Source organism: Methylophilus sp. Leaf414 (genome assembly GCF_001425425.1).
In the GTDB taxonomy this organism is placed as follows: domain Bacteria; phylum Pseudomonadota; class Gammaproteobacteria; order Burkholderiales; family Methylophilaceae; genus Methylophilus.
In genome coordinates, this window is record NZ_LMQQ01000003.1 from 253,704 (window position 1) to 269,869 (window position 16,166).

Genomic DNA, 16,166 nt, shown 5'->3' on the forward strand with positions numbered 1-16,166 from the left:
AGGTGAATTCAAAATACGCGGGTTTCGTTAAAAGCGCTATTTTAACGCTAAGTGATTGATTAGGGTAATTATCTTAAAGCCTTGACTACTATCATGTGCTGTCGATATGTGGTCATCAACCCGCCAACTGCGGAAACAAACCAGTCAATCCATGCGCAATAAACTCTACTGACATGGCCGCTAAAATCAGTCCCATCAGGCGGGTCACGATATTAATCCCGATAGGGCCCAGGTAATCGGTGATGGCATCAGAAAGTAATAACAAGCCCCAGATAAACAGTGAAATCAAAGCCACGGGTATTATCAGGCTTAAATGCCCCCAAAAGCCAGGATGCTGTTGCGCAGTGATAATCATGCTGGAAATCGCGCCTGGTCCGGCAAGTAACGGAATACTCAATGGCACAATCGCAATCACTTCACGTTCTGCCAAGTCTTGCGCTTCCTCTGCTGTTTGGCGAGTGCCACTTTGCTTGCCATGCATCATTGAGATAGAAATCAGTAGCAGCAAAATACCGCCACCGACCTGGAATGAAGGAATGTCGATGCCGAAAAAGTCTAATACTCTGTCGCCGATAAAAGCCGAGACGCAAAGCACAATCATCACAGTCATACCGACCGTGCGAGCGGTACGGGCACGTTCCTTTTTGCTCCAGCCACTAGTGGCACTGATGAAGATTGGCAGGCTGCCGATGGGATTCACAATCGCCAGCAAGGCAATTGCGACTTTAAGCAGGTAGGTATATTCGTTCATTGCAGTCACTTTTTGGCATCAGTCTTGTCGCCAAGCTTGCCTAAAAAAATGGTCGGGACAAATTGCCAAGGCCATTTTATTTATGCCGGACGTTTGTCAAAAAACGCAATTGGCTGCGGTGGCGCCATTTGCAGGATATGTTTGCGCACTTTGCCCATCACATGCATTTCACAGGGCTTACAATCGAACTTGAGTGTGTACCTGTCATTGCCGCTGATCAGCGTCATAGGTTCGGCCGTCACCGTGCCTTGCACACCTATCACGCCTTTGGCTTCTTTCGGACACAAGCCGTGGCTGAAACGCAGGCAATGTTTGGTGATCATCACCGGCACTTCATCCAGCTCTTCATTGGATTCATAAGCGCTGGCAATCAGCTTCACGCCGTGCTTGTGATAGAAATCGCGAGCTTTCTGGTTATAGACATTTGCCAGGTAGCTCAAAGTATCTTCAGGATAAATAGCGGGTGGCTCGGCAGCCGCACGCAATGGCGGGCGATTATAGCCTAATGTTCTGATGGCAATTAATTCTTGCACGGCATCACGGCGTAGCTGGTTCACAACAGAAGCGGGCAGGAACCAAGGCTGGGTCAATTCCAGGCCGATATCTCTGGCAGAAAAATCGGTATTTCCCAGTTTTGCCAGATTCTCCCTCAACGATACCTCGGCTTTTTCTGTATCGTTCGCAGGCTGCTTTGCGGTAGTGCATTGGGTGGTGGCGCTAAAGCCTTGTTCATCCGTCAGTGTCAGTGCAAAGCCATCTGCCGTTTCGTAAAGTACAACATCGAGCGCTATTTTTCTTGTGGCTGAATCCTTTTCCAGCAAGCGCATAAAAGCGTGGTCGCGGTTGCGGTAGAGTTGGGTGTTGTTGCGGATATCCGCAGGCATTTCATTCGGGAACAGGCGTTGTGTATGGTTATCCAGCGCTTGCACCGTATTCACACGCAATCCGACCAACTCTTTATGCACATCAAAAAAGCACACGCCGTCACCATTGTGTAATACAACTTCTGTCGCCACATCGATAAAGTCCTTACCGACTTTACGCACTTTACCTAGTTCTTCACCTGAAAATTTGGGTGTATCAAACGCACCGATATCGGCCTGGCGGCCATTGGCAAAATAGTCGGTGGCACTGCGGTTAAAGGTTTTTTCAGGCTGTGGCGTAAATGTGTAGCTGGCATGCCCGGCTGAGGATTTAGCGTATTCCGGCATCTCTTCCAGAATCTCATCCAGCAGCTGACGGTAATGGGCGGTGGCGTTTTTCACATAAGGCAGGTCTTTGTAACGGCCTTCGATTTTAAAGCTGCTGACACCGGCAGCAATCAGCGCACGCAGGTTGGCACTCTGGTCGTTATCTTTCATCGATAAGTAATGTTTGTCTTTACCCAGGATGCGACCTTTCTGGTCTTCCAGCGTATAGGGCAAACGGCACTCTTGTGAGCACTCACCCCGGTTGGCACTGCGGCCTGTGTGTGCGTGGCTGATAAAACATTGCCCGCTAAAAGCAACACACAAGGCGCCATGTATAAAATATTCCAGGTTAGCCGTCGTGGCATCAGCAATCTTTTTCACCGTCGCGATATCCAGCTCGCGCGCCAGTACAATCTGGCTGAATCCCACTTGGTCAAGAAACTGGGCTTTTTGCACAGTGCGTATATCGGTTTGCGTACTGGCATGCAACTGTATCGGTGGTAAATCCAGTTCCAGCAAGCCCATGTCCTGCGCGATCAGTGCATCTACGCCTGAGTCATACAGCTGATGCACCAACTGGCGTACGCCTTCAAGCTCATTGTCATGAAAAATCGTATTCAGCGCGACAAACACTTCGGCATGAAACTTGTGCGCATGCTGCACCAGCCTGGCAATATCCTGTACGGTATTCGGCGCTTTGGCGCGCGCACCAAATGCCGGGCCACCAATATACACGGCATCAGCCCCGTGATTAATGGCTTCAATGCCAAAATCTGCGTTTTTGGCAGGTGAAAGCAGTTCCAGATGTTTGCGGGTTTTTTGCATGCGGGATGTATCTACAGTGTAACGACTTGATTTAAGACGCTATTTTAAACGAAGCATGCATTTTGCGCTTGGTTTAAAATAGCGTCATGAGTGGAAATCAGGATTTATTACAACGCAGCCACAATCACGTGTGGCATCCATGTACGCAGATGAAGCATCACGAACGCACACCGTTGGTTCCGATTGCCCGAGGTGAGGGCGCCTGGCTATTTGATACCGATGGCAAAGGCTACCTGGATGCCGTCAGTAGTTGGTGGGTCAATCTATTTGGGCACAACCGGACGGAGATTAAAGATGCGATTAAGGCCCAGTTAGACCAGCTTGAGCATGTAATGCTGGCCGGGTTTACCCATGCGCCGGTGGTGGAGCTATCAGAGAAACTTTCATCCTTAACTGGCCTGGGTCACGCTTTTTATGGTTCAGATGGTGCCAGTGCTACCGAGATCGCGCTTAAAATGAGTTTTCACTATTGGCGTAATCGCGGGCAAGCGCAAAAAACCAGATTTATCAGTTTGCAGAACAGTTATCACGGCGAAACCTTGGGCGCGCTGAGTGTGACCGATGTTGCCATTTTTAAAGACACTTATGCGCCGTTGATTTTACAGTCGGCACAAATGCCCAGTCCGGATAGTCGACTGGCTGCAGCCGGTGAATCTGAAGAAGCTTTTGCCTTACGCTGCGCTGAGGCGCTCGAGGTTTATGCAGCCGAGCATCACGCTGAATTGGCAGCCTTTATTATTGAGCCATTGGTGCAAGGTGCAGCTGGTATGGCGATGTACCATCCAGCCTATCTGCGCAGTGCACGCGAGATTTGCAGCCGTTATGATATCCACTTGATTGCAGATGAAATTGCTGTCGGTTTTGGCCGCACCGGCACCTTGTTTGCCTGTGAGCAGGCGGGTGGAACAGTCAGTGATATTGCTGATTTTGTGTGTCTTTCCAAAGGCATTACCGGCGGTTATTTGCCGTTATCTGTGGTACTCACGACCGATGATGTTTATCAGGCTTTTTACCATGACCAAGCTGCCAAGGGTTTTTTGCACAGCCATAGTTACACCGGCAACCCGTTAGCGTGTAGTGCGGCACTGGCAACGCTGAAATTGTTTGAAACCTCTGACGTGTTGGGCAATAACCAGAAGACCGCACAGCAACTTTGGACAGCAGTGCAGGCATATGACTTGCCGCTACAGCATGTCCGCCAGCGTGGCATGATCACTGCGTTTGAGGTTGATAACAAAAATCCACAATTTGCCCGCGATTGTTATGCGGCGGCGTTGCGGCATGGCTTATTGCTGCGCCCGATAGCTAATACAGTCTACTGGATGCCGCCATATTGTCTGAATGAGGCAGAGATTGATCATCTGGTACAGGCAACACAAACCACGATTCTCGAAAGTATGGCATGCAGCTAACTATACGCTGGTGCCTGTTCTTTTGTTGCTTGTGGACCGGCGCTGCGCAGGCGGTTTTGCCGGTTTCATTGCAAGAAGCGCTTACTAAAGCGAAATTACCGCTGGATAGCGTTGCGATTGTGGTGCAACCCCTCGATGGTGAGCCGCCGCTCATCAGCCATAACCAGACCAAGGCCATGAACCCGGCCAGTGTCATGAAAGTGGTGACCGCTTACGCCGTACTGGAAGCCCTTACGCCCGCTTATCGCTGGAAAACAGAAGTCTATAAAAACGGGTCAGTGAATCAGGGTGTACTTGATGGTGATCTCATTATCAAAGGCTACGGTGACCCGGCCCTGAACAATGCCGAGCTTTGGCGTTTGTTGCAGCAGATCCAGCAACAGGGGATTAAACATATCAAAGGTAACCTGGTGCTGGATGCTTCCATTTATACGCCGGAAGTCACTCAACGTCCGATACTGGATGACGAGCCATGGCGCGCTTATAACGTCAATCCGTATGCATTGCTGGTGAATGGCGGTCATACCAGTTTCAGGTTTGGCGTATCCAGAGAAGGCGGCAAGCCTGTGGTGAGTGTCACACAAGAGTTTGAGTTGCCACAGATTAAAGTGCTGAATGCCATGCAGGTCAGCAAAGGTGCTTGCGGGGATTGGCGTAGTAATCTGGGTTATGAAGTATCTGCGACACCAGAAGGCGCAACGGTGACGTTTAGCGGCACATTACCTGAACAATGCGAGGAGCGCTACCTTGAATTAAGCGCGCTTAGCCAGCATCAGTACGCGGTGAATACCTTCAAAAAATTATGGACACAATTGGGCGGGCGGCTGGATGGCCAGGCCGTCGCTGCCGTGTTGCCAGCCTCCGCAACATTGGTCACCACCTGGTGGTCTGCGCCGCTGGATGAGGTGATTCGTGATATAAACAAATGGAGCAATAATGTCATGGCGCGGCAGTTGATGCTGACCATAGGCGTGGAAGCAGGGCATGTCCCAGCTGACGAAAATAGCAGTGCGTTGGTGGTAAGGGAATTATTAAGCAAAAGCGGGCTGTCTTTTACTGAACTGGTGTTGGAAAATGGGTCCGGGCTGTCACGCAACGAGCGTATCAGTGCGGAACATCTTGCACAATTACTCGTCACAGCCTATCAGCGGCCGGTGATGCCTGTGCTGATGGCTTCCCTGCCGATTCTTGGGTTAGATGGTACGCTCAAAAAGCGCTTGCCCGAAGCTCCCAGCCGAGGCATGGCTTACTTGAAAACGGGGTCTCTGGAAGGTGTCAGCAGCATTGCCGGTTATGTGCAGGATGTTCAGGGTAAGCGCTATGTGCTGGTCATGCTGGTCAATCACAATAATGCTTCGGCAGCGCGTTCCATCCAGGATGGCCTGATTAAAGCGTTGATTGAAGGCCGCTAGCCAGCTGGCAACTGAGAATTTTTAATAAAAACCGCGTATGATAATGGTCGTTTTCAAGGAGCAAATGTGAAATCAGGAATGAAAAAATTAAGCTTGGGCATGGTGTTACTGTTATCAATAGCGGGTTGCCAGGCGCAATCCAACTCGCCCAATTCAAAGGAAAATACCCAAATGACTGCCAATGTGACTGAGCTGCAAAAAATTGATACCGTGGTAGGCGATGGCCGCGAAGCCGAAATCGGTTTCAACGTGACCGTGCATTACACCGGCTGGTTGTACGATGCCAATGCCAAAGACTTTAAAGGCAAAAAGTTTGATAGCAGCCTGGACCGTAATTCCCCGTTCAACTTTTTCCTGGGCGGTGGCCAGGTCATCCAGGGCTGGGACGAAGGTGTGCAAGGTATGAAAATTGGCGGCAAACGTACGCTGATTATCCCTTCTGAACTGGGTTACGGCGCACGCGGTGCCGGTGGCGTGATTCCGCCAAATGCGACACTGGTATTTGACGTTGAATTGCTCGGCGTCAAATAGAAAGTGATTGTTTGGGTGTATGGTGCTCTTAATTAAGCATCTTGGTGACGGAAGCTAGGTATTCTTGCAATCTGCCAGCTCCGCCCTCAAGTGATTGACGTTGGTCACAAATTAAAAAACGATTGGAAAAATCAGCAATGCAAGTCAAAGTGAAATGGATAGACGGCGTCAGTTTTGTTGGCGAGTCTGAAACCGGTCACGCAGTCGTACTGGATGGCGCGCCTGAGAATGGCGGCCGTAATATCGGCATGCGCCCAATGGAAATGCTGCTGATCGGCATGGGTTCATGCACGGCATTTGATGTAGTGACTATCCTCAAAAAAGCACGCCAGCCGATTGTGGATTGCGTGGCAGAAATTGCAGCTGAACGCGCCGACACTATCCCGAAAGTATTCACCAAGATTCACGTGCACTTTGTAGTGACCGGTGAAAACCTGAACGAGCAACAAGTCTCGCGTGCGATAAGCCTTTCTGCTGAAAAATATTGTTCAGCCAGTATCATGCTGCAAAAAGCTTGTGAAATTACGCATGATTTTGAAATCAGAACGCCAACTACCGAGTAAATGATGACAACTCCTGTCGGCATGTTAGGTATTCGCCACGTGGCACTCTTTATCAAAGAACTGGAGTCGGCGATAGACTTCTACACGCGCATTGTTGGCATGCAGATCGAATGGCAGCCAGACCCGGACAATGTTTACCTGACCAATCATGGCGATGTATTTGCCTTGCATCGGGTTGATTACAAGGCTGATCCGCTACAGCGTCTTGACCACATCGGGTTTGCATTGACGGATGAGGCGGCAGTAGATGGCTGGTATTCCCATATGGTGGAGCAAGGCGTACGCATTACCGAAGCGCCTAAAACACACAGGGATGGCTCACGGGGCTTTTATTGCCTGGACAGCGTCGGTCATTTGCTTGAGTTTATTTACCATCCGCCAATTAGCCGTCATGTTAAAGGCATGTCGGGTAACTAAATTTGGATACTTTTTTCAAAAGCATAAAGCCTCCTTGTTGGAGGCTTTATTTGTTAAGAGGATTTAAAGCTAGCTATTCGCTTACGACTTTGATCGACAATGTTTGCTCTTTATCCAGCACAGTCAGCAAACGGTCTATGTTCGGATGTTTGCCTGGGTGATTCTCGGCATCTTCTGTATGTTCTGCGTACAGCGCCAATCCCTCAACGGCAGCATCGCTGTTGATTTCACCATATATTTTGAATAAATGATGATAAACCTTAATCGAGCCCTGGGTGCCGGGTTTATTTTCAATCTGGCCGGCTGGCTGGCTTTGCTCATCGAAGAGCTCAATGCGTTTCACATGATCCGCATTATCCAGGGTGAGTAAGTTGTCACTAAATTTTTGCATGGTTGACTCTAGGTTAATACGAATACTATAAGTGATACGCGGTTCGCGTCATCAGTTTGGAAGCCAGGCGCATGGCCAGTTTCACCGGGGCGGGCAGTGCAGCACCGCCAAGATGCTCTGCAGTCTGCGCATGCTGTTCTTCATCTTGCTTCATTTGCGTCACTATCGCGCGTGAAGCGAGATCTTGCGCCGGTAATTGCTGCAGATGACTCCCTAAGTGAGATGACACCTGGTGCTCGGTTTCGGCCAAAAATCCAAGGTTCCATTTGTCACCAAGTAAACCTGCTGTGACACCCAGGCCAAAACTCGCACCAAACCATAATGGGTTAAGCAGGCTTTTGCGGCCACCAAGTTCGTCGATTCGTCGTTCACACCATGCAAGATGATCGACTTCTTCACGGGAGGCTTTTTTGAGTGCTTCAACATTGGCCGGATTACGTGATACTAACGCCTGGCCGCTGTATAAGGCCTGTGCACAAACTTCGCCCACATGATTGACGCGCATCAGGGCTGCGGCATGCTTGCGCTCTTTATCAGATAAAGAGTTATCGTTAGACGCTTCTGCTTTTGGATAAGGGCGGCTAGGACTGGGTTGGCTAAATACCGTACGTAAGCCCATGTCGATGACGGCAATAGCCTTGTCCAATGTCAATCTCGGCAGAGTCATTGATTACTCCCTGTAAAGCACCATTGCCTGCTGGCTGTGAGGCTTGCAGACAATGGCATGATCATTATTTCTTCACTGGTTTCTCAGCGCCGGCTGGTTTTTCAGTGCTGGCTGGCTTGTCTGTTGCAGCTTTCACCGCTTCAGGTGCTTTTTGCACTGGCAAGCCTTTAAGTTGATTCAACGCTTGTACAAACTGGAAGTCATCTTTGCTGGCGGGTTCAATAGGGCCGCGGGTTTCAGCAAATTTTTCATCCTTAGGTTTATCACCACCAACGCGGGCTTTCACTTCTTCAGCTTTTTCAGCGTTGGCTTTAGCAATATCGCTAGGGTTGGATAAATGGCGCTTCAAATCCGCCTCATGCAAGCTCAGGCTTGGGTCTGAACCATCATCCACAATCGTGTCCGGCACAATGCCTTTCGCCTGGATTGAGCGGCCATTAGGCGTGAAATAACGTGCAGTGGTCAATTTAATCGCACTACCGTTGTTCATAGGCAGGATTGTTTGTACTGAACCCTTACCAAAGCTCTGGATGCCCATGATGGTGGCACGTTTATGATCCTGCAATGCGCCGGCCACAATTTCTGAAGCAGATGCAGAACCTGCATTGATCAATACCACGATTGGCACTGTTTTATACTCTTCAGGCAAATCTTTCAGGTAGTCAGATTTACCACGGCGGGCATAATCCATGGGTGTCGCATTCAGGCGCATTTTAGAGTCCGCTACACGGCCTTCGGTATAAACCACCAAGTCATCTTTTGGCAGGAAAGCGGCAGAGACGCCAACCGCGGCATCCAGCAAGCCGCCTGGGTTGTTACGCAAATCCAACACCAAGCCTTTAAACGGGCCTTTGTTATCAGCACGTAAGGTTTTCAGCGCCTTGGCAAGGTCTTCACCAGTACGCTCCTGGAACTGTGTAATACGTACATAAGCATAGCCTGGCTCAATCAATTTGCTCTTAACGCTTTGCGCCTTGATGATGGCACGGGTCAGGGTAAAGGTAAGCGGTTTGTCTTCGCCTTTACGCACAACGGTTAGCGTGATTTTAGTATCCGGTACACCGCGCATGCGTTTCACGGCATCGTTCAGGGTCAAACCACGCACTTGCGTGTCATCGAGTTTCATAATCAAGTCACCGGATTTCAAGCCAGCTTTATAAGCAGGGCTGTCTTCAATCGGTGTCACTACTTTCACCAGGCCGTCTTCCATGGCGACTTCAATACCCAGCCCGCCAAATTCACCTTGGGTGCCAGCCTGCAACTCTTTGTAGGCATCTGCATCCATAAAGGTTGAGTGAGGGTCGAGGCCTTGCAACATGCCGGCCAATGCTTCATTGATCAGTTTTTTATCTTCAACCGGTTCGACATAGTCAGATTTGACTTTGGCGAATACTTCGGCAAAGACGCGCAGCTCGTCGATCGGCAGTTGCGAAACAGAGGTTCTATCCGCCCAGGCAGAAATATTGATACTTACCAGAATACCTACAAAAACGCCTGCACCAAGCAAGCTAAATTTTTCAAATTTGGAACGCATACCAGCCTTGTATGATCAATTAAGCGAAGAATACTATTGTATGAAGATTACTGTAATAAAAGATTCAAGTGACATCAGTGATGTCAGCCTGTTTTGAGAGAGTGGAAACAATCACGTTAAGTTCATTTTCCGCTATTTCAATAAAATTGACTATACTCTTCACGCAAATAGTTTATTAGAGTGCAATATGCAAAAGCCTATCGTAGAAATCGAGTTTTGTACACAGTGTCGTTGGCTATTACGCGCAGCCTGGTTAGCGCAAGAGCTGCTTACCACATTTGATACTGATCTGGGATCGGTCAATCTGGTGCCCGGCACCGGAGGTATTCTGGACATTAGCTGTGATGGAAAAGTGATTTTTTCACGTAAAGAAGCAGGGCGGTTTCCTGAAGCAAAAGAATTGAAACAGCTGATAAGGGATTTGATTGATCCGGAGCGCTCACTTGGACACAGTGATAGTCCGGTAAAAAGTGCGGGTGATAATTGAGTAGTAGGAAGCTTGTTTTTACGTCTAAGCTTTAATTCCCGGTTTCCACTTCTATGCGTTTGGCGCCGTTGTAACGGGTACGCCAGTAGCGCTCATCCATGTTTTCAACACGTACTTTAGCGCCCGCTCGCGGCGCATGTATAAACTGATTGTTGCCAACGTAAATGCCGACATGAGAGAAGGCTGACTTAAGTGTGTTGAAAAATACCAAATCTCCTGGCTGCAAATCATCGCGCTTAACAGTATCACCCAACTCACTGATGGTGCGGGCGGATGGCGGCAGGGAAATTTGTGCTGCGTGCTTGAACACGTATTGTACAAACCCGCTGCAATCAAAACCGGTTTCAGGAGAACGCCCACCGTATTTGTAACCTACACCGGTCAGGCTCAGCGCCCGAATCATGATCTCTTCAACTTTTTCTGACCACGAACCGGAAAGTCCGGTTTGGCTGTCTAACACCTCTTCTTGCGAATAGCTATAGGCATTCTGCCAACGCTTGTCCTCACCTGGGGCGGCGTGGCCTTGGGAGATGCAAAGGGTGCTGATCAGAGGCGCACTGATAAGTAGTGCAGCGAGTCGAAGAACTAAATTATTCATCACAATCAAAGCTTGGTTATCATTCTTGTTGTGTCAGAAATAAGTATAACGGCCTAAACCTTGCCATACTTCAATGGCAGATGCAAGTTTTCATGAAAATTTAAGCATGTAGCTCATATTGAAATCAGCAAAAAACTGCATCATTTTTAGTGGTCCGTGGGATAATTGACGGATGTCTTTAATGCAACAAGTCACGTCAGCATTTTCAGAAAGCGGTTGTCTGGTACAAACCATGCCCGGTTTCAGAAGCCGCCCGCAACAACAGGAAATGGCGAAGGCAATTGCCGATGCCATCGATAACCAGCAGCAATTGGTAGCCGAAGCGGGAACAGGCACTGGCAAAACTTACGCCTACCTGGTGCCGGCGCTTTTGTCTGGCGGAAAAGTCATTATTTCAACCGGCACCAAAACCCTGCAAGACCAGCTTTACCAGCGTGATTTACCTGCCGTGCGGGAAGCACTGAAAGTGCCTGTATCCGTAGCTATGCTCAAAGGCCGCGCAAACTACATTTGCCATTACCATTTGCAGCGTGCCAGCCAGGAAGGTCGTTTCCAGTCACGTGAAGACGCGCAATATATCCCCATCCTGCAAAGCTTTGCCGAAAACAGCCAAACCGGTGACAAGGCCGAACTCATAGAAGTACCAGAGCAGGCAACCGTCTGGCAGCAAGTCACTTCGACCCGAGATAACTGCGTCGGCCAGGATTGCCAGTATTACAAACAATGCTTTGTGATGGAAGCACGCAAGCAGGCGCTGGCGGCCGATGTAGTGGTTGTGAATCATCATCTTTTCTTTGCCGATGTGATGCTCCGAGACGAAGGTGTGGCTGAACTGTTGCCTAGCGCTAACACGATAGTGTTTGATGAAGCGCACCAGTTACCTGAAGTCGCCGGTCTGTTTTTTGGTGAAGATATTTCTACCTCGCAATTAATGGACCTGGCCAGAGATAGTCAAATGGCTTATCTCACAATAGCCAAAGACTGTGTCGCACTGGCTGAAGCCGTGACTCCACTGGAAAAGGCCTGCCGTGATTTCCGCCTGGTATTCCAGTATGAAGGCGCGCGCATGCCGGTGCAAAAGGCACAATCATTAAAGAATTTTGCTGATGCCTATCAACACATGCTGGAAACCCTGGCGGCACTGACCAAAGTGCTGGAGACACAGGCCACGCGCGATCCATTGCTGGAAAAATGCTGGCAACGCGGCGAGGCCTTACTCGCCTTGCTGGAAGCGTGGCAAAAAGGAAATCACGCAAACCTGGTGCGCTGGGTAGAAGTATTTACGCAAAGTGTCCAATTACATGCGACGCCGCTCAGTGTGGCCGATGGCTTCGGCAAACAGCTGAATGCACAGCCAAGGGCCTGGATTTTCACTTCCGCCACTTTGGCAGTGAAAAGTGACTTCAATCACTACCAGGGACAAATGGGCCTGCTGGCCGCACAAACCCGGCATTGGCAAAGCCCGTTCGATTATGACCAGCAAGCGTTGCTGTATGTGCCAGAAGGCATGCCAGAGCCGAATAGCATTGCTTATCCGGCAGCCGTAGCCGCCATCGCCTTGCCGGTACTGCAAGCCAGTAAGGGGCGGGCTTTTGTGCTGTGCACTTCACTGAGAGCTATGCGCGAAGTACATGCCTTGTTAAAGCAGGCATTTGAAGAGCAGGGCATGGAGTACCCATTGCTGATGCAAGGTGAAAGCAACCGTACGGAATTGCTGGATAGATTCCGCGCGCATGGCAATGCGGTGCTGGTAGGCTCGCAAAGTTTTTGGGAGGGCGTGGATGTGCGTGGAGAAGCGCTTTCCTGTGTGATTATTGACAAGCTACCATTTGCGCCACCGGATGATCCGGTACTTGCGGCGCGCATCGACAAAATGAATACCGAAGGCAAAAATGCCTTTATGGAATATCAGTTACCGTATGCCGTGATCACACTCAAGCAGGGTGCAGGTCGTTTGATCCGCGATGAGAGTGATTCAGGTGTATTGGTCATTTGTGATCCTCGATTAGTAGACAAACCTTATGGACGGCGCATCTGGCAAAGTTTGCCGCCATTTAAGCGCACACGGAAACTGGATGAAGTGCGGGCGTTTTTCGAGCGTGTGGATGAAAAGCCCGAGCCAGTCCAGGGTAGCTAATCAACATGGTAATTGTTCCTGCAAATGAATACACCTTGACCGCTATCCGCGCGCAAGGGGCTGGTGGGCAGAACGTGAATAAAGTCTCTTCTGCCATTCATCTGCGTTTCGATATCCAGGCCTCAAGCTTGAATGAAGCGGTGAAATCCCGATTGCTAAGTAGTAAAGACCAGCGCATTACTGCTGAGGGCGTACTCATTATTAAAGCGCAACAATATCGTACACAAGAAGCGAATAAAAGAGATGCAATTGTCAGATTGCAGGCAATTGTAGAAGAGGCTTGTCATGTGCATGCGACGCGATATGCGACAAGGCCGACCCGGGCTTCACAAAAGCGTAGGGTGGCTGGGAAGATGCAGCGGGGAGTGATTAAGCAGGGGCGGGGGAGAGTGGTTGAGGATCATTAGGATGAGGCTCTTAAATACAGCACTCGCTGTTTTTGAGTGAGCTGTATCCCCGTAGTTTGGTATGCAGATACTTAACTACCTGCAACTGACAGTCATTCTGGCGTAGGCCAGAATCTGGGCGAGGTAGATGTTTGGCTTTGTTACTTACGAAGATACTGGTTGATCCTAAGATCTATAATCCGCATTAATCTTCACATAATCATATGAAAAATCGCATGTCCATACCGTAGCGTCGGCCAATCCGCGATTAAGCACTACCCGCACTAAAATATCACTTTCCTTCATGACCGCTGCCCCTTGCTCTTCGACATAGCTAGCTGCTCGTCCACCTTTTTCCGCAACAAGCACATCGCCAAGATACAGCTGCATTGTGTTGACATCCAGGTCATCAATCCCCGCATATCCAATCGCTGCCAGAATACGTCCAAGGTTAGGGTCGGAAGCAAAAAATGCAGTTTTAATCAGCGGTGAATGCGCAATCGCGTAGGCAACCTTGCGGCACTCTTCCTCATCTTTTCCTGCTTCGACCTGGATAGTCATAAACTTGGTTGCGCCTTCACCATCGCGCACGATGGCTTGCGCCAGTTCTGTGGCCACATCTGTCAGTGCATCACGCAAGGTGATAAATTCAGCACTATCTTCAGTGACTGCAGCATTTCCGGCCTGGCCGGTCGCCATCAGAATCAGGCTGTCATTGGTGCTGGTGTCGCCATCCACAGTGATACAGTTAAACGATTTGTTCACTGCGTGTTGAATGATTTTATCTAACGCGCTTTGACTAATCGCGGCATCAGTTGCAATGTAGCCCAGCATGGTTGCCATATTAGGGTGAATCATACCGGAGCCTTTGCTGATGCCGGTAATCGTCACGGTTTTCCCTTCAATGCTTAGCGTGCGTGAAGTGCCTTTAGCAACAATATCTGTTGTCATAATCGCTTCTGCAGCATTGAGCCAGCTATCTGTTTGCAAGTTGGCGACTGCATTTGGAATGCCTGCCAGCAGTCTTTCCATCGGAAGTGTTTCCAGGATTACGCCAGTAGAGAATGGTAATACCTGCTCCGGGCTGATATTTAATTCCTGCGCGACGGCTATGCAACTGGCGCGCGCGTCATCTAATCCTTGCTGACCTGTACCAGCATTGGCACAGCCGGTATTTACCAACAGGGCGCGAATACCTTTGTTTTTCTCCAGGTGGTCTTTGCACACGGTCACTGGCGCAGCGCAAAAACGATTCAAGGTAAATACGCCGGCTACGCTGCTGCCTTCAGGCAAGGTCATCACCAGCACGTCTTTACGATTGGGTTTGCGGATATGCGCTTGAGCGAAGCCAAGTTGTACGCCGTTAACGGGCAATAAATCTTTGGCGAGAGGGGCGTTTAATTTAACGGGCATCCGTTTTCCTTGAGAATTTCAAAAGAATAGATTGGTGGTTAGGCACGACGCCAGGTTGTACCTTGTGCAGTATCTTCCAGCACAATGCCTGCATCAGACAATAGTTTGCGGATACGGTCAGCCTCAGCAAAATCTTTGCCTTTTTTCGCAGCGATACGGGCTGTGATAAGGTTGTCGATATCCAGTTCGGCGCCAAGGTCTTCGCCTTGCATAAAAGCTTCCGGGTCACGTTGCAACAGGCCGACAATACTTGCCAATTGTTTCAATAATGCGGCAGTTTGCTGGGATTTGTCTTTGTTCAAATCATTTGCCAGCTCAAACAGTATGGCTATCGCTTCGGGCGTATTGAAGTCATCGTCCATGGCTAATTTGAATTTAGCCGCTTGTGGCTGCTGCCAGTCAATGTCGCTGTCGGGCACATTTACACCACGCAATGCAGTGTATAAGCGCGTCAGGGAAGCTTTCGCATCATCCAGATGCTTGTCGGAATAATTGAGCGGGCTGCGGTGATGCGCGCGCAGGATAAAAAAGCGCACGACTTCGGGATCGTACTTTTCCAGCACTTCACGGATAGTGAAAAAGTTGCCCAACGATTTGGACATTTTCTCATCATCCACGCGTACAAATCCATTATGCATCCAGTAGTTCGCCATGGTGCAGCTATGTGTCGCTTCGGATTGTGCAATCTCGTTTTCATGGTGCGGAAACTGCAAATCCTGACCGCCGCCATGGATGTCAAAGTGTTCGCCAAGAAGCTCTGCGCTCATGGCTGAGCATTCAATATGCCAGCCAGGGCGGCCATTGCCCCATGGCGATTCCCAAAAAGGCTCGCCCTGCTTGGCTGACTTCCACAACACGAAATCCAGCGGGTCCTGTTTGTGACCATCGACGTCCACGCGTTCACCGGCGCGCAGGTCATCCAGGGTTTTGCCGGATAATTTGCCGTAATCGTTAAAGCTACGCACTTTATAAAATACGTCGCCATTGTTTGCCTGGTAGGCAAACCCTTTTTCAATCAGTTTGCTGATCATGTCCAGCATACCTTGTACATGCTCGGTGGCACGCGGCTCGATGTCCGGGCGAATAATGCCTAGTTTGGCCGAGTCTTCGTCCATTGCGGTAATAAAGCGCTGAGTAAGGCTTTGGATGGATTCGTTGTTTTCGTTTGCACGTTTGATGATTTTGTCATCAATATCGGTGATGTTGCGTACATATGTGACTTCGTAACCGCTGGCGCGGAGCCAGCGTGCGACCATATCAAATACCACCATCACACGGGCATGTCCCAGATGGCAAAAGTCATAGACTGTCATTCCGCAGACATACATGCGTACTTTATTAGGTTGGATTGGCTTGAAATCTTGTTTGCTGCGGGTAAGGGTGTTGTGTAGTTTTAACATGCTAACAAATGTAATGTGGATTAATGCGTGATAAAATTAGCAGCAGTAAGGG

The 16,166-nt window shown here is 49.5% G+C and carries 16 protein-coding genes; 8 read left to right on the plus strand and 8 right to left on the minus strand.

The features are described from left to right. Window positions 1-115: 115 nt before the first annotated feature. Both ASG24_RS08085 and ASG24_RS08090 read right to left on the minus strand, forming a co-directional pair. Window positions 116-751: a YchE family NAAT transporter gene (locus ASG24_RS08085; protein WP_055869976.1), complete on the minus strand. Its 636-nt coding sequence runs from the start codon at window positions 749-751 to the stop codon at window positions 116-118. An 80-nt stretch (window positions 752-831) separates the two neighbouring features. Beyond that, on the minus strand, window positions 832-2,766 hold the full coding sequence (locus ASG24_RS08090) for a U32 family peptidase (RefSeq protein ID WP_055869979.1): 1,935 nt from the start codon (window positions 2,764-2,766) through the stop codon (window positions 832-834). A gap of 86 nt (window positions 2,767-2,852) precedes the next feature. Between ASG24_RS08090 and bioA the strand changes: the two genes are divergently transcribed. The 5 genes from bioA to ASG24_RS08115 all read left to right on the plus strand — a co-directional run bounded on the left by bioA (window position 2,853) and on the right by ASG24_RS08115 (window position 7,101). Beyond that, window positions 2,853-4,178 carry an adenosylmethionine--8-amino-7-oxononanoate transaminase gene (gene bioA / locus ASG24_RS08095; RefSeq protein ID WP_082488033.1) on the plus strand — a complete coding sequence of 442 codons (1,326 nt, stop codon included), beginning with the start codon at window positions 2,853-2,855 and terminating at the stop codon, window positions 4,176-4,178. Continuing rightward, window positions 4,169-5,590: a D-alanyl-D-alanine carboxypeptidase/D-alanyl-D-alanine-endopeptidase gene (gene dacB, locus ASG24_RS08100; RefSeq protein WP_156376539.1), complete on the plus strand. Its 1,422-nt coding sequence runs from the start codon at window positions 4,169-4,171 to the stop codon at window positions 5,588-5,590. The genes bioA and dacB overlap by 10 nt, the downstream gene beginning before the upstream one ends. A gap of 78 nt (window positions 5,591-5,668) precedes the next feature. After that, entirely contained in the window at window positions 5,669-6,121 is a 453-nt protein-coding gene (locus ASG24_RS08105) for an FKBP-type peptidyl-prolyl cis-trans isomerase (protein ID WP_200936992.1), read from the plus strand. Window positions 6,122-6,258: 137 nt separating this feature from the next. After that, window positions 6,259-6,684 (plus strand): OsmC family protein, encoded by a 426-nt coding sequence (locus ASG24_RS08110; protein ID WP_055827981.1) that lies wholly within the window; start codon window positions 6,259-6,261, stop codon window positions 6,682-6,684. Window positions 6,685-6,687: 3 nt separating this feature from the next. Further along, entirely contained in the window at window positions 6,688-7,101 is a 414-nt protein-coding gene (locus ASG24_RS08115; RefSeq protein WP_055829090.1) for a VOC family protein, read from the plus strand. Between the two features lie 73 nt (window positions 7,102-7,174). Here the strand turns inward: ASG24_RS08115 and ASG24_RS08120 are convergent, their stop codons facing one another. The 3 genes from ASG24_RS08120 to ASG24_RS08130 form a co-directional block, all read right to left on the minus strand. Further along, on the minus strand, window positions 7,175-7,492 hold the full coding sequence (locus ASG24_RS08120; RefSeq protein ID WP_055869985.1) for a DUF2322 family protein: 318 nt from the start codon (window positions 7,490-7,492) through the stop codon (window positions 7,175-7,177). A 25-nt stretch (window positions 7,493-7,517) separates the two neighbouring features. Further along, a complete protein-coding gene (gene coq7 / locus ASG24_RS08125; protein WP_055869988.1) occupies window positions 7,518-8,159 on the minus strand; it encodes a 2-polyprenyl-3-methyl-6-methoxy-1,4-benzoquinone monooxygenase in 642 nt (213 codons plus the stop codon). A gap of 64 nt (window positions 8,160-8,223) precedes the next feature. Continuing rightward, on the minus strand, window positions 8,224-9,693 hold the full coding sequence (locus ASG24_RS08130; protein ID WP_055869990.1) for a S41 family peptidase: 1,470 nt from the start codon (window positions 9,691-9,693) through the stop codon (window positions 8,224-8,226). Window positions 9,694-9,880: 187 nt separating this feature from the next. On the opposite strand from ASG24_RS08130, the gene ASG24_RS08135 reads away from it, so the two are divergent. Next, a complete protein-coding gene (locus ASG24_RS08135) occupies window positions 9,881-10,180 on the plus strand; it encodes a SelT/SelW/SelH family protein (RefSeq protein WP_055869993.1) in 300 nt (99 codons plus the stop codon). A 31-nt stretch (window positions 10,181-10,211) separates the two neighbouring features. Here ASG24_RS08135 and ASG24_RS08140 read toward each other — a convergent pair whose 3' ends face one another. Continuing rightward, complete coding sequence (locus ASG24_RS08140; RefSeq protein WP_055827969.1) at window positions 10,212-10,778, minus strand: C40 family peptidase; 567 nt, start codon at window positions 10,776-10,778, stop codon at window positions 10,212-10,214. A 172-nt stretch (window positions 10,779-10,950) separates the two neighbouring features. On the opposite strand from ASG24_RS08140, the gene ASG24_RS08145 reads away from it, so the two are divergent. Then, a complete protein-coding gene (locus ASG24_RS08145; protein ID WP_055869995.1) occupies window positions 10,951-12,915 on the plus strand; it encodes an ATP-dependent DNA helicase in 1,965 nt (654 codons plus the stop codon). Window positions 12,916-12,920: 5 nt separating this feature from the next. Further along, window positions 12,921-13,322: an alternative ribosome rescue aminoacyl-tRNA hydrolase ArfB gene (gene arfB / locus ASG24_RS08150; RefSeq protein WP_055869997.1), complete on the plus strand. Its 402-nt coding sequence runs from the start codon at window positions 12,921-12,923 to the stop codon at window positions 13,320-13,322. A gap of 165 nt (window positions 13,323-13,487) precedes the next feature. Here arfB and argJ read toward each other — a convergent pair whose 3' ends face one another. Both argJ and cysS read right to left on the minus strand, forming a co-directional pair. Further along, window positions 13,488-14,714 (minus strand): bifunctional glutamate N-acetyltransferase/amino-acid acetyltransferase ArgJ, encoded by a 1,227-nt coding sequence (gene argJ, locus ASG24_RS08155; protein ID WP_055870001.1) that lies wholly within the window; start codon window positions 14,712-14,714, stop codon window positions 13,488-13,490. Window positions 14,715-14,752: 38 nt separating this feature from the next. After that, complete coding sequence (gene cysS, locus ASG24_RS08160) at window positions 14,753-16,114, minus strand: cysteine--tRNA ligase (protein ID WP_082488034.1); 1,362 nt, start codon at window positions 16,112-16,114, stop codon at window positions 14,753-14,755. Between the last annotated feature and the right edge of the window lie 52 nt (window positions 16,115-16,166).